At 61.3% G+C, this 12,656-nt stretch carries 13 protein-coding genes and 1 tRNA gene; 4 read left to right on the plus strand and 10 right to left on the minus strand.

Annotation, left to right across the window (positions count from 1 at the left end; genetic code table 11):
- Nucleotides 1-29 precede the first annotated feature (29 nt).
- The 4 genes from LOX95_RS04250 to folD form a co-directional block, all read right to left on the minus strand.
- The gene (locus LOX95_RS04250) at nt 30-713 is read right to left on the minus strand and encodes a TPM domain-containing protein (RefSeq protein ID WP_242913232.1); all 684 of its coding nucleotides are present in this window, start codon (nt 711-713) and stop codon (nt 30-32) included.
- Nucleotides 713-1,543 (minus strand): TPM domain-containing protein, encoded by an 831-nt coding sequence (locus tag LOX95_RS04255; RefSeq protein WP_242913233.1) that lies wholly within the window; start codon nt 1,541-1,543, stop codon nt 713-715. Before LOX95_RS04255 ends, LOX95_RS04250 begins: the two co-directional genes overlap by 1 nt.
- Nucleotides 1,544-1,555: 12 nt before the next feature.
- The gene (locus LOX95_RS04260) at nt 1,556-2,242 is read right to left on the minus strand and encodes a LemA family protein (RefSeq protein WP_242913234.1); all 687 of its coding nucleotides are present in this window, start codon (nt 2,240-2,242) and stop codon (nt 1,556-1,558) included.
- Nucleotides 2,243-2,339: 97 nt separating this feature from the next.
- Nucleotides 2,340-3,266 (minus strand): bifunctional methylenetetrahydrofolate dehydrogenase/methenyltetrahydrofolate cyclohydrolase FolD, encoded by a 927-nt coding sequence (gene folD, locus LOX95_RS04265; RefSeq protein WP_242913235.1) that lies wholly within the window; start codon nt 3,264-3,266, stop codon nt 2,340-2,342.
- 109 nt (nt 3,267-3,375) lie between these two features.
- On the opposite strand from folD, the gene LOX95_RS04270 reads away from it, so the two are divergent.
- Nucleotides 3,376-5,166 carry a PPC domain-containing protein gene (locus LOX95_RS04270; RefSeq protein WP_242913236.1) on the plus strand — a complete coding sequence of 597 codons (1,791 nt, stop codon included), beginning with the start codon at nt 3,376-3,378 and terminating at the stop codon, nt 5,164-5,166.
- A 20-nt stretch (nt 5,167-5,186) separates the two neighbouring features.
- On the plus strand, nt 5,187-6,215 hold the full coding sequence (gene fni, locus LOX95_RS04275; protein WP_242913237.1) for a type 2 isopentenyl-diphosphate Delta-isomerase: 1,029 nt from the start codon (nt 5,187-5,189) through the stop codon (nt 6,213-6,215).
- Nucleotides 6,216-6,217: 2 nt separating this feature from the next.
- Here fni and LOX95_RS04280 read toward each other — a convergent pair whose 3' ends face one another.
- From LOX95_RS04280 to LOX95_RS04300, 5 genes are all read right to left on the minus strand, one after another.
- The gene (locus LOX95_RS04280) at nt 6,218-6,580 is read right to left on the minus strand and encodes a hypothetical protein (RefSeq protein ID WP_242913238.1); all 363 of its coding nucleotides are present in this window, start codon (nt 6,578-6,580) and stop codon (nt 6,218-6,220) included.
- A 110-nt stretch (nt 6,581-6,690) separates the two neighbouring features.
- Complete coding sequence (locus LOX95_RS04285) at nt 6,691-7,056, minus strand: response regulator (RefSeq protein ID WP_242913239.1); 366 nt, start codon at nt 7,054-7,056, stop codon at nt 6,691-6,693.
- Nucleotides 7,057-7,259: 203 nt separating this feature from the next.
- Nucleotides 7,260-7,334 (minus strand) — tRNA-Val (locus tag LOX95_RS04290).
- Between the two features lie 82 nt (nt 7,335-7,416).
- A complete protein-coding gene (locus LOX95_RS04295; RefSeq protein ID WP_242913240.1) occupies nt 7,417-8,706 on the minus strand; it encodes a dicarboxylate/amino acid:cation symporter in 1,290 nt (429 codons plus the stop codon).
- Nucleotides 8,707-8,808: 102 nt separating this feature from the next.
- Nucleotides 8,809-9,492 carry an HAD-IA family hydrolase gene (locus LOX95_RS04300; RefSeq protein ID WP_242913241.1) on the minus strand — a complete coding sequence of 228 codons (684 nt, stop codon included), beginning with the start codon at nt 9,490-9,492 and terminating at the stop codon, nt 8,809-8,811.
- Nucleotides 9,493-9,556: 64 nt separating this feature from the next.
- On the opposite strand from LOX95_RS04300, the gene glmU reads away from it, so the two are divergent.
- Entirely contained in the window at nt 9,557-10,906 is a 1,350-nt protein-coding gene (gene glmU, locus LOX95_RS04305) for a bifunctional UDP-N-acetylglucosamine diphosphorylase/glucosamine-1-phosphate N-acetyltransferase GlmU (protein ID WP_242913242.1), read from the plus strand.
- Entirely contained in the window at nt 10,903-11,580 is a 678-nt protein-coding gene (gene rpiA / locus LOX95_RS04310; protein WP_345791432.1) for a ribose-5-phosphate isomerase RpiA, read from the plus strand. The genes glmU and rpiA overlap by 4 nt, the downstream gene beginning before the upstream one ends.
- Nucleotides 11,581-11,642: 62 nt before the next feature.
- On the opposite strand, the gene LOX95_RS04315 is transcribed toward rpiA, so the two are convergent.
- Complete coding sequence (locus LOX95_RS04315; RefSeq protein WP_242913243.1) at nt 11,643-12,551, minus strand: hypothetical protein; 909 nt, start codon at nt 12,549-12,551, stop codon at nt 11,643-11,645.
- Between the last annotated feature and the right edge of the window lie 105 nt (nt 12,552-12,656).

A 12,656-nucleotide genomic window follows, 5' to 3' on the forward strand; every position in this document is an offset into this window, starting at 1 on the left:
ACGCAGGAATGTGACGAAAGATCAGTCGATCAGAGAACGATCAGTCTATCGGGGACTTCGTTGATATCGTTTTCACGCGGCGGGAAATGCTCGGCGAGCGCATTGCCACATAGAGCGATGGCGTCCTCCATCCCGTCTATCGGCTGCCCGCGCTTGATACCGCGCACTAGCGCCTGAACCGTTTCACCCCAGAACTCCGGCTTTGTTTTGGAGTAAATACCGGTGTCGGCGATGACCTCGACCTCATGATCGGCCATGGCGGCAAAGATCAGGACGCCGGTACGGTCCACGGTATCGTGCAGGCCGTGGGCCATGAACTGTTGCAGGGCAACGCGGCGGACGCGGGCACGACGAATGCGCTGCGGCACCATTATAAGCCCTATGACCGGTATCCTGCTCAGGAGATAGACACCGATGAAGGTGAGGGCTTGGGCGATAATATAGGCGGTAAGAGCCTGGTTGACCTCGTTGGACTGGCTGGCCGCGTGGGCTATGTGCCAACCGTCGTTGACGCCCAACCATTCGCCCGTCAGGCCTAAAGGCACTAGCACGGCAGGCAGGACCAGTGACGCTGTCGCCGCCCACGCCAGCCGGATATCGCGATAGGTCGAGACCCGCCGCGAGATGACGCAGAAGATTTCGCCACTGGTGTTGGCTTCGGCTGCGGAAATGGCGCTCGAGACGCGTGCGTGATCTTCGGGTGTGAAATCCATTACCAACCTCCAGACGCACCGCCGCCGCCGAAGCCGCCGCCGCCGCCGCCAAATCCGCCGCCGCCGCGACCACCGCCGCCGCCACGTCCACTGCCACCGCTGCTGACGATCATCGAAAGGATCTGTGCCGTCGTCCACAGTACAGTGCCCGCACCATTGGCTGCGCCATGGATGCGACGACCGCGTCCGCCTGAAGCAGCTCCTGCCGTAGCGCCCAGAGCCACCATCACACCGAAGACGATGAAGACGATCACCAGTATGCGCGAAGTGCCGTCGCTGCCGGATTGAGCCTCTGCCTGCATTTTGGCAGCGCGGGCAGCGGCCTCTTCGGGATCCAGAGTAAGCTGGGTGGTAAGGGCATCGACGCCCTTGTCGATCCCGCCGTAATAGTTGCCTTCGCGGAACGAGGGCAGGATGTCGTTGCGAATAACGATGGATGCAAAGGCGTCGGTGATGACGCCTTCGAGGCCGTAACCCGTCTCGATGCGCACCAGTCGGTCATTCGGTGCCACAATCAGCAGCGCACCGTTGTTGGCCTCTTTCTGGCCAATGCCCCAACTGCGGCCCAGTTGGTAGCCGTAGTCGGCAATATCATAGCCTTCGAGCGAGGCGAGCGTGACCACGACCACCTGATCGGTCGTCGACTGTTCGAGGCGCGAAAGCTTTTCCGTCAACGCAGCCTCTTCGGCAGGCGTGAGGATATTCGCGCCGTCGACTACGCGTCCGGTCAGAGCGGGAAACTTGATGTTGCTCTGGGCCATGGCCGGAAGCGGCATTGCCGTTCCCAGCCACAGACCCAGTACAAACAGAAGGGCGAGTGCCCTTTTCATTGGCTGAATGCCTTAGTTGGCAGCGGCAGGAGCCGCAGCAGGAGCCGAGCCCGGAGCCACAGCCGGAGCATTACCGCCCGGTTGAGCCGTAGCGCTCGGGTTCAGGCCGTCGAAGTTCACGTTCGGTGCCGTCTGGGCTTCAGCCGTAGCGGTGAACAATTGCATCGGCTTGGAGCCGCTCTGGATGGTCTTGGCCCAGATGATGCTGGGGAAGGTGCGCAGGGTAGTGTTGTAGTCGCGAACGGCTTCGTTGTAGTCGCGGCGGGCAACCGCGATGCGGTTCTCGGTACCTTCCAGCTGCGACTGCAAGGCGACGAAGTTCTGGTTCGACTGAAGCTGCGGATAGGCCTCAACCGTCACCAGCAGGCGCGACAGGGCACCCGACAGTTCGCCTTGGGCTTGCTGGAACTGCTGGAAGGAAGCCGGATCATCCGCGTTCACATTGACGCTGGTGGCCTTGGCGCGGGCTTCGATGACCTGCGTCAGGGTGGTGCGTTCCTGAATGGCGGCACCTTGAACGGTCGCAACGAGGTTCGGCACCAGATCGGCGCGGCGTTGGTACTGGCTCTGGACGTCGGCCCAAGCGGCCTGTGCGCGCTCGTGCTTAGTCGGAATGGTGTTGTAACCGCAGGCACCCACAGCCGGAGCCAGAGCGATAACAGCGGCCACGGTGGCCATACGGGGGGACATACCAGCCATCAGCTTCCTCCTGTCGGTCACTATGACCGATCTCGGGTATAGGATTGGGGTGCGATGGGGCCTTAGCGCAAGTCCAAAGCCACATCGCTTTACAAAATTACTGCGCCAGAAGGTCGTCCGGCTTTACGCCGACGGACCGGCAAGCTGCCGTATAGGTGTTGGCCAGCAGGCAGGCGATGGTCATCGGACCGACGCCACCCGGAACCGGAGTGATCTTGCCTGCGACCTGAGCAGCTTCGTCGAATGCCACGTCGCCGACTACGCGGGTCTTGCCATCGGCGGCCTTGACCGGGTCCTTGGAGGGGACGCGGTTGATGCCCACGTCGATAACGGTCGCGCCCGGCTTGATCCAGTCGCCCTTGATCATTTCCGGACGGCCAACGGCGGCGACAAGAATGTCGGCGGTGCGGCACAGGGCCGGAAGGTCCTTGGTGCGCGAGTGGGCGATGGTGACGGTGCAGCTCTCGCCCAGCAGCAGTTGCGCCATCGGCTTGCCCACAATGTTGGAGCGACCAACGATGACGGCATTCAGGCCCGACAGGTCACCCAACTGATCCTTGAGCAGCATCAGGCACCCCAGCGGCGTGCACGGCACCAGACCGTCCTGACCCACAGCCAGACGACCGGCGTTCACAACGTGGAAGCCGTCCACGTCCTTGTCCGGCGAGATGGCGTCCAGCACGGCATTGGAATCAATGTGAGCGGGCAGGGGCAGTTGAACCAGAATGCCGTGAATGCCGTCATCGGCGTTCAATTGGGCGATCAGATCCAGCAGCTGGTCTTGAGTGGTATCTTCCGTCAGGCGGTGCGTGTCGGAGCGCATACCGGCTTTCAGAGTGGTCTCGCCCTTGTTGCGAACATAGAGCTGGCTGGCGGGGTCCTCGCCCACAATAACGACTGCCAGACCGGCCTTTACGCCATTTGACTTGATAAGGCGCTCAACCGCTGCGCCAACTCGCGTCACCAGCGTTTGGGCAAAGGCCTTGCCGTCAATGATTTCGGCAGCGGCATTTTCGGTCGCCATGGGTTTGACTCCACCTGTTGGCACGGAACTGAATTCGTTCGGGGCGATTTACAGGCGCCACGGTTCGTCGTCTATGATGACGTTATCTTATTGAAGAGGCAGACCCCTTATGCGTCACTCGTTGCTTGCCGCCGTCAGTGTCCTGGCAATCCTCAGTGCCCCGGCATTGGCAAACGCGCAGGCGGATAGCGGATCGGTCCGGGTGGGGCAAAGTGTCTCTGGCAATACCGACGATGATGGCCGCGACTATACCCTGACGCTGCATGCAGGTGACGGCATCGAAGTCATCATGCGCAGCGACGATATTGATTCCCTGCTCGAGATCTACGGGCCTTCGGATTCCGAGGAGCCGCTGGCGATGGACGATGACGGTCTCGGCGACGGGCTTCATTCCCGCCTGCGCTTCATGCCGTCCGAGAGCGGCACCTATCGTATTCGCGCCAAGTCCCTGTCCGAGGCGGGCAATTTCAGCCTGTCGGTTCAGCGCTGGCGGCCGACGCCGGTCCGTTCGGTCAACATCAGTCGCGGGCGCGAGGTACGCGGCCAGATCAACAATCGTAGCTCACAGGATAATGACGGCAACAAGTTCCAGCAGTACCGCCTGAACCTGTCGCAGGGCGAGCGCGTCGCGATCAAGGTCGAAGCCAACGATATCGACCCCATCGTCCGAATTGGCCGTGAGACGAACGGTGTGTTCGAAGAGCTGGGCGTGAACGACGACGCGCCGGGCGCAGGTCTGAACTCGCAATTGAACTTCTCTGCGCCGACCAGCGGCACCTATGCCATTCGCGTAGGCTCGGTAAGCGGCTCGGATGGGCCATTCACGATCACTGTAGAGGACGCCGCCCCCCTGACACCGCCGACCCCGATTGTCATCGGCGAGAGCGTTGCGGGCGAACTGTCCGATAAGACCCCGACGGGGATGTCGGGCGTGCGCGCCGACCGCTACGCCTTGCAGGTTGTGGAGGGACAGGCCTACGAAATCACTATGACAGGCGATGATTTCGATGCCTTTTTGAATGTTTATGATGAAGCGGGCACCGAAGTGGCGTCGGACGATGATAGTGCCGGCGACCTCAACCCGTCGCTGTTGCTGACCCCGAAAACCAGCGGCACCTACATCATCGAGGCCCGCGGTTTGTCGGACGCTAATGGTGCCTACACGCTGGAAGTTGAAAGCGTAGAGCCGCCACCGCCACCGCAACCGCTTGCGATGGGTCAGGAAGTGGAGGGGGAACTGACCGATGACGATGCACGCCTGAAAGGCAATGCCCGTTTCGACGGCTACAGCTTCACGGCGACCGAGGGTCAGCGGCTTCAGATCACCATGACCTCGTCCGAGTTTGATGCAGTGCTGGAAGTCGGCAAGGCTGAAGGGACTTTCGAAGCCCTGGCCAGTGACGACGACGGCATGGGGCAGGGCACGAACGCGCGCCTGACCTTTGATGTGCCCGAGGACGGCGAATACATCATTCGTGCCCAGAGCTTCGATGACGGACGCTGGGCCTATCAATTGCGCTTGACCGATCGCGGGCCTGAACCGGAATCGGGCAGCCTGTTGATTGGATCGACTGTGCGCGGCTCGCTGGGCGAAAACGACAACACCTCGAACGAAGGCCGCTTCGGGGGCGGCTATTACGACGACTACACCTTTGCCGCACGCAAGGACGAGAAGCTGCGCTTCATCCTGGTTGCGCCAAAGTTCGATGCGGTTGTTCTGGTGGGGCAGAAGTCGGGCTCGTCCACCTCTTTCAGCAAACAGGACGATGACGGTCTGTCCGACACGCATTCGCGTCTGATCTGGACCGCGCCGCGTGATGGCGACTATGTCGTCCGTGTTACCAGCTTCGGACCGAATGCCACCGGTGACTATTCCCTGATCGTCGAACGACAGCCCTGATAGAAGAACGTCCTCAGCCTATGTCCGCGTCCCCCCACATTTCGCGAAAAGACCAGCACCTTGATGTGGTGCTGTCGGGGCGGGGGCGGCATGCGCTTGGCACGGGCTTTGACGACTGGCGCTTCGTGCACGAGGCCCTGCCGGATATCGATCACGCCAAGATCGATCTGGGCGTCGACTTTCTCGGGAGGCGTTTGAAATCACCTTTCCTTATCAGCGCCATGACCGGAGGTCCGGCGCGCGCGGAAGCGATTAACGCGCGGCTGGCCGAGGCAGCTCAGCAACTCGGCATCGCTTTGGCAGTAGGATCGCAGCGTTCTGCTCTGGCGGGCGAGGATACCGGACTGGATCTGGCGCTGCGGCGTCGTGCACCGGATACACCCATTCTTGCCAATATCGGCGCGGCCCAGTTGACCCGGGGTGTCGGGCGCGACGAGGCCCTGCGGCTCATGGATATGATCGATGCCGACGCCTTGGTCGTGCATCTGAACCCGCTTCAGGAAGCCTGTCAGCCAGAAGGCGATCGGGACTGGTGGGGTGTAGCTGCCGCCTTGCATGCCCTGGTGCGTGAGTTGGGGCGTCCTGTCATCGTCAAGGAGACAGGGACGGGCATATCCGCTCTTACCGCCCAGAAGCTGGTGGCTATGGGGGTCGCGGGCATCGACGTTGCAGGCGCTGGCGGTACCAACTGGGCGCTGGTGGAAGGCGCGCGCAGCGACGATCCTGACCACGCCGGGCACGCGGTCGCGTTCGCAGACTGGGGCATCCCGACGGCCCGAGCGATTGCCGAGGCTCGCAACGCTCTACCGAGTGTCTTGTTGATCGGCTCCGGCGGCGTTCGCGACGGCGTGGACGCCGCCAAGGCTATCCGACTGGGAGCCGATATCGTGGGCGTGGCGGCAGGCGTTTTGCCTGCGGCCACGCAATCTACCGAAGCCGTCGTCAGTCATTTCCAGACGATGACGCGACAGTTGCGAACGGCCTGTTTCTGCGTAAACGCACCCAGTCTCGCGCATTTGAAGCGGGTGCCGCTGCTACCCGCGCGCTGACTTTAGTAATCGGCAGGAACCTTGGTCACCTTGACCTTGGGATCTGCGACCGGAGCGGTATCGCGCACTTCGATCGCAGGGCCAGTCCCCTCGGCCCAGTTCTCGTCATTCCAGGTCGTGCCGATGTCGTCAACCGGCTGCTCTACCGCGTGGGCGCGCGCCATGGTCTGCTCGTGGTCATAGCCGTTGGCCAGATCACCGACTGACAACTGACCACCAGCAGGGACGATTTCGGGCTCGCGTGGGGCGACGACGTCGACCCGCAGGCCTTCGCCACCGACATGCGGCTCTGTCTTCTCGGGCGAACAAGCACCAAGGGCGACGACTGCGGCCAATCCAAGCAGGGAAAGGGTCTGTTTGCGCATTTCAGGCTCACCGACGGACTAAGCAACAGATTGACCGAGCGTTTCGCTCAGGCCGAACGTCCTCTCTACACCCGTTGGGGGGATCAAAGAAGCCGGCCCATGACATTCTGTCAGCGCGATAGGGCTTCAAGAAGGGCGTCGCGGACTGCGACCTCGGTGAAGGGTTTTTGGATGGTGGGGTGTCCGCGCCATTGCTCGGGCAGACCGCCTTCACCGTAACCGGTCGAGAATACGAAGGGGATACCGCGCCCCTTCAGGGCCTCGGCAACAGGAAATACCAGCTCGCCCGCAACATTTACGTCCAGCAGGGCTGCGTCGATCTCGGCGGAACGGGCGGTATCGGCACCCGCCGCCACCGTGCCCTCGGGGCCCACGACATTGCAGCCCAGATCTTCGAGAATGGTTTCCAGCAGCATGGCGACGAGCGACTCGTCTTCCACCACCAAAATCCGGCGAGTTTCCAAATCTTCCGCCATAAAGTGCGCCCCGCTCTTAATCGAATAATGCACAGTGTAGGGACCAATGGGTGATCCGCATACCGTGCGTAGCTACTGCCCAGCCAGCAACAATACAGCAACGTCTGATCTTGCGATGAGTGCCACAGACCCGTGAATAAAGTTCACAACGTCTGACATTTGGCACCAGCGAGGTGGATCGGACTTATGGGGGAGGGTGAAGATGGTGGACGCGACAGGGATTGAACCTGTGACCCCCTCGGTGTGAACGAGGTGCTCTCCCGCTGAGCTACGCGTCCATCTTCTGGAACGGGTTCGTGCGAACCGCGTCGGGAGGCGGCGATTTAGCCCGCGAATCCCCCGACGGCAAGTCCAAACTTATCAAATACCTGCGGCACGTGCCGCTTCGGCGGTTTCCGCTTCCGGATCACCGGGCAGCCATTCGACACGCCCGTTGTAGATGTCCTGATTGAGAATGCCTTCTTCCTTGGCGACAATCACAGGCACTAACATCTGGCCGGTCACATTTGTCGCGGTACGCATCATGTCCACAATGCGGTCGATGGCGACGATGTAGCCAATGCCTTCCAGCGGCAGGCCCGCAGTCGATAGCGTCAGGGTCAACATGACAATCGAGGTGCCCGGAACACCTGCCGTCCCCAGCGATCCCAGCACGGCAGTGAGGCCGATCAGGATGTACTGCGTCACCGTTAGATCGATCTGGAAATACTGGGCGATGAAGATGGCCGCGATTGCGGGATAGATGGCACCGCAACCGTCCATCTTCACATTGGCACCCAGAGGCACAGCGAACGCGGCATAGGCCTGCGGGACACCAAGGCGCTCGACCGTCTGGCGAAGCGTAATCGGCAGGGTGCCAAGCGAAGACGAGGTCGCAAAGGCGGTCTGCTGGGCGGCGAATGCGCCGCGGAAGAAGCTCGTGGCCTTAAGCCCGTGCAGCTTCAGCAGGCCGGAATAGACCACCAGAATGTGGAATAGGCAGGCGACGTAGATGGCAAGAATGAACTTGCCCAGCGGCAGCAGGCTTTCCCAGCCATAGCCACCCACAACCGAACCGATCAGGGCAAAGACCCCGAACGGGGTCAGCTGGATAATCCAGCGTGTGATGCGGAAGATGATGGCCGCACCTTCGTCCACGGCGCGGCGTGCAATCTGGGCACGATCACCCAATGCTACCAGCGCGGCACCGACAAAGGCCGAGAAGAAGATGATCTGCAGCACCTTCCCTTCGCTGAGCGCGGCGAAGGGATTGCGCGGTACGATATCAAGCAGGACCTGCAGCGGCGTCGGGATTTCACGCGCCTTTACCTCGCCAAGAGGCAGGTCCGCTAGACCCACCCCCGGATTGATGATGTGCGCCGTCGCAAAGCCCACCAGCACGGCCAAAAGCGAGGTGATAGCGAACCAAATGATGGTGCGCATGCCAAGGCGAACCGCGCCCACCCCTTCGCCCAGTTTGGCGATGGAGCTGGCGATGGTGAACAGCACCAGCGGCGCAACGACCATCCGGATGAGGTTCAAATAGACGTCGCCGATGGGCTGGAGCACGGTCGGCGCTAGGTCGCCCAGCAGCAATCCAGCCACTACGCCAAGCGCAAGGCCAGCAAAGGTACGTTTCCAAAGGGGGATGGCAAAGAAGCGACGGATCATAGGTTCACCTGAAGTCAGGAGGCCTATGTCTGGCTTCGCACCCCGCGCGGCAACCGGGGAGAGTGTTAGAAGTTCTAAACTTTGGGTGAGAATATCTAACGATCAGGCGACGAGTTTCGCCAACGCAGCCTCGAACTCGCTGTAATGGTCTATAGTGATGTCCCCACCCATTTCTGCCAGTGGAACGTCGCTGTAGCCAAAGCTGACGAGAATGCACGGGATGTTGGCATGCTTGGCCGCGCGGGTGTCGGTGGTGGAGTCACCGACCATGATGGCTTTCGCGGGATCGCCGCCGGCCTTGATCACAGCCTCGCGAATGTGTGCTCCGTCCGGCTTTTTCGCGGACACAACGTCGGGGCCGACGATAGCGGCAAACCGATTGCTGATGCCCAAGGTGTCCATCAGATTGGTGGACAGGTCTGTACGCTTGTTCGTAGCGACAACCAGCGTTGCTCCGCGCAATGCCAAACGGTCCAGCACGTCGAGGCACGACGGGAAGGGCGCGGTATCAACGGCGATATTGGCGTTGTAGTCGACGAGGAAGGCGTCAAACAGCGCCTTGCTGTTCTCTTCCTTCCAGTCGGCACCGGCCTCGGCAAAGCCGTTTTTTAGAAGAGCCAAGGCCCCGTGTCCGACCAGATGGCGCGCGGCCTCGATAGGCCGTGGCGGCAGGCCCTCCTTTTCCAGCAAACGGTTCAGCGTGCCGATCAGATCAGGTGCTGAATCCACCAAGGTACCGTCCAGATCAAAGGCAATCGTCCAGCCTTCGAGATCGCGTTCGGTCATTGGTGTCTCCCGTTCGAGCATTGGATGGTTTAGAGCCATGGGTGACTAGCCTCCGGGACGACTCATGACCAGCATTTCTACACGCCGCGCCGCTATCATTCTTGCCGCAGGGCAGGGTACGCGGATGAAATCCTCGCTGCCTAAGGTGCTGCATCCGGTGGGGCACCGCGCCATGGTGGATCATGCCATTGATGCCGCCGAGGCGCTGGGCTGCGAAAAGATCGTGGTCGTGGTGGGTAACCACTCGCCGGAAGTCCGCGCCCATATCGTCAAACGTCTGGGCGAGGATGCCATTGCGGTTCAGGACCCGCCGATGGGCACCGGCCACGCCGTGCGTGCGGCCGAAGAGGCGCTGAAAGATTTCGATGGCGAGGTCGTCATCACCTATGGCGACGTGCCGCTGCTGAAGGCCAAGGACATCGAGCAGGTGTTCGGCGGCAAGGGCGTCAGCGTGATCGGTTTCGAAGCTCGTGATCCGGGGGCTTATGGCCGTCTGGTCGTCGAGGGCGAGACACTGGTCGCCATCACCGAGGCCAAGGAAGCCAGTGCAGAGGTTCTGGCCATCCGTTCGTGCAACTCGGGCGTCATGGCGGCTCCTGCCAAGATACTGTTCGAGCTTCTGGCCGATGTGAAGAACGAGAACGCCAAGGGCGAATACTACCTGACCGACGTGGTCCAACTGGCCCGCAAAGGTGGTCACGACACCCGGGCCGTCTTCGCGCATGAGGACGCCGTGATGGGTGTGAACTCACAAGCCGAACTGGCGGATGCCGAGGCCCTGTTCCAGAAAGTTCAGCGTGAAACCTTCATGGCCAATGGCGTGACCATGAGCGCGCCGGAAACCGTCCACTTTGCCTATGACACCCAGATCGCGGCTGGCGTCACCGTTGAACCGTTCGTCGTCTTCGGTCCGGGGGCGGTGGTCGAGAGCGGCGCACGCATTCGCAGCTTCTCGCACATCGAGGGTGCCAAGGTCGGTCCGAAGGCCGAGGTTGGCCCTTACGCCCGCCTTCGCCCCGGTGCTGACCTCGGCGAGAAGGTGAAGATCGGCAACTTTGTCGAGGTGAAGAACGTGACGCTGGGCACCGGCGCCAAGGCCAACCATCTGGCCTATCTGGGCGACGGCTCGGTCGGTGCAGGGGCGAACATCGGCGCGGGAACGATCTTCTGTAACTATGACGGCTTCTTCAAACACCGCACTGAGGTGGGCGAGGGCGCTTTCGTTGGCTCGAACAGTTCGCTGGTCGCGCCGGTGACCATCGGTGACGGGGCCATGATCGGCTCTGGCTCGGTGGTGACGAAGAGTGTGGGGGCGGGGGAGCTGGCGCTGGCGCGAGCACCGCAAGTCAATAAGGCCGGTTGGGCCACGCGCTTCATGGAAATGATGCGCGCAAAAAAGGCTGCGAAAAAGTGAGTGATATCCAGAAGAAGAACGCCGGCTATGCCGCTGCCCAATATGTAGAGCCAGGCATGAAGATGGGCCTTGGCACCGGCTCGACCGCTGCATGGTTCGTCAAGGCTCTGGCAGAGCGTAACCTGCCGAACCTGAAGTGCGTGCCGACGTCGGAAAAGACGGCTGATCTGGCGCGCGAACTGGGCCTGACCCTTTCTACTCTGGAAGATACCCCGCGACTGGACCTGACGGTTGATGGCGCGGATGAAATCGGCCCCGAACTGGCGTTGATCAAGGGCGGCGGCGCGGCTCTGCTGCGCGAGAAACTGGTGTGGGAAGCGTCCGACCGCTGCATCGTTATTGCCGACGCGGCCAAGTCTGTCGCTGAACTGGGCCAGTTCCCGCTTCCCATCGAAGTCGTCGCCTTCGGGCACAAGACCACGGGCGCGCGTATTAACGCCGTACTGGCTGCCCACGGCCTCGGCGAGGCGACTGTGCGCCAAGCGGACCGTGGCATGGTCCGCACCGATGGCGGCAATGTCATCTATGACGCCGCGAAAGGCGTGATCCACGATCCGGTGAAACTGGCTGCTGACCTGAAAGCCATTACGGGCGTGGTCGAGCACGGTCTATTCCTCGGATTGACCGAGCTTGCAGTGATCGGCACCGACGAGGGTTTCCACACAATCGGCTGAACCCTTGATGGGTTCTGCCGTATGCAAGATTAAGGGCGACGGTCATGCCGTCGCCTTTTGTCTTATTCGTCAGTGGCCTCCATCAAACGGGCCTGTCGCTCGATAGAGTTCGCGATCTCATCCCTCGCGGCACCCGCTATGCGCTGGGTGCGTTGGGCCGAGTAGAGGCCCTGCAAATAGGCCTTGTCCCAGTTCGTGAGGCCCGCGACTTCATTAGGGTGTGCCACGACGTTCAGGATAGAGTCATAAGCCTCGGTGTCTGCTTCGGGGTTGACCTGGGCGAGGCTCAGGAATGCCAGATAGTCGGCGAGTTGGTCCGCGGTCAGGTGGGTGAGCCGGGTGGGATCAAACACAATAAAGACCGTACGGAGATAATCTGCGTCACCCGTGAGAATGCGGGATGCCGTTTGGTGGGATTTGCGCACTCCTTGCAGCGCCCGATCGATAATCGGATCGCCTGGTATGCCTGTGTCGTTGTGGATAGAGGTCACGTATGAAACGTGCCACCAGCGAACCGGAGCAGGGTTCTCGATGAACCTGTCGTAGGATCTCCGACCAGCCGTGGTCCCGCTTTCGTTTCTCATCAAAACGGGGCGCAGGTTCGTGCGCAGCCATTCATTTCCAGCGTTCGATTGGTCCGCCGCAATCATAAACACATTGGGTGTACAGCCGGGTGCACCGACCCGTAGTTCAAGGCCTCTGGCGACGTCGCCAATTCTGTCCGCGACATATTGGGATGTTGCCTGCGGCATATTCATTACGCCGACGCAAAACTGATCCCCCCGGCGCCAGCGTGCAACCTGACGGTTCGTCGAGGGCTGCGCGACGTTGGCTACGAAGCGGTCAATCAACGGGCGACGCCGTGTGCCCTGCACGGCCAAATCTTCCAGCCGGATGGGAGCCTCGGCGGCCGCTGTCGCAGGAGCCTCCTGGCCCACGCCCAAGGTCGGTGACAGCATGGCTGCTGACATTGCGATTGACGCTAGCAACATTTGTATCGGATCCCAATCTGCCAATGGTGTGATGACACTCAGACTGCACACAACAGTGTTATGTATAATCGGATTGTTGCAAGT

This window comes from Brevundimonas pishanensis (assembly GCF_022750635.1).
GTDB classification, from domain to species: Bacteria; Pseudomonadota; Alphaproteobacteria; order Caulobacterales; family Caulobacteraceae; genus Brevundimonas; species Brevundimonas pishanensis.

Coding starts and splice junctions, on each gene's coding strand:
- LOX95_RS04280 (WP_242913238.1), bottom strand. CDS start 6,580: ATGCGCAAACAGACCCTTTCCCTGCTTGGATTGGCCGCAGTCGTCGCC.
- LOX95_RS04255 (WP_242913233.1), bottom strand. CDS start 1,543: ATGAAAAGGGCACTCGCCCTTCTGTTTGTACTGGGTCTGTGGCTGGGA.
- folD (WP_242913235.1), bottom strand. CDS start 3,266: ATGGCGACCGAAAATGCCGCTGCCGAAATCATTGACGGCAAGGCCTTT.
- LOX95_RS04315 (WP_242913243.1), bottom strand. CDS start 12,551: ATGTCAGCAGCCATGCTGTCACCGACCTTGGGCGTGGGCCAGGAGGCT.
- LOX95_RS04285 (WP_242913239.1), bottom strand. CDS start 7,056: ATGGCGGAAGATTTGGAAACTCGCCGGATTTTGGTGGTGGAAGACGAG.
- LOX95_RS04300 (WP_242913241.1), bottom strand. CDS start 9,492: ATGACCGAACGCGATCTCGAAGGCTGGACGATTGCCTTTGATCTGGAC.
- LOX95_RS04295 (WP_242913240.1), bottom strand. CDS start 8,706: ATGATCCGTCGCTTCTTTGCCATCCCCCTTTGGAAACGTACCTTTGCT.
- glmU (WP_242913242.1), top strand. CDS start 9,557: ATGACCAGCATTTCTACACGCCGCGCCGCTATCATTCTTGCCGCAGGG.
- LOX95_RS04270 (WP_242913236.1), top strand. CDS start 3,376: ATGCGTCACTCGTTGCTTGCCGCCGTCAGTGTCCTGGCAATCCTCAGT.
- LOX95_RS04250 (WP_242913232.1), bottom strand. CDS start 713: ATGGATTTCACACCCGAAGATCACGCACGCGTCTCGAGCGCCATTTCC.
- fni (WP_242913237.1), top strand. CDS start 5,187: ATGTCCGCGTCCCCCCACATTTCGCGAAAAGACCAGCACCTTGATGTG.
- LOX95_RS04260 (WP_242913234.1), bottom strand. CDS start 2,242: ATGGCTGGTATGTCCCCCCGTATGGCCACCGTGGCCGCTGTTATCGCT.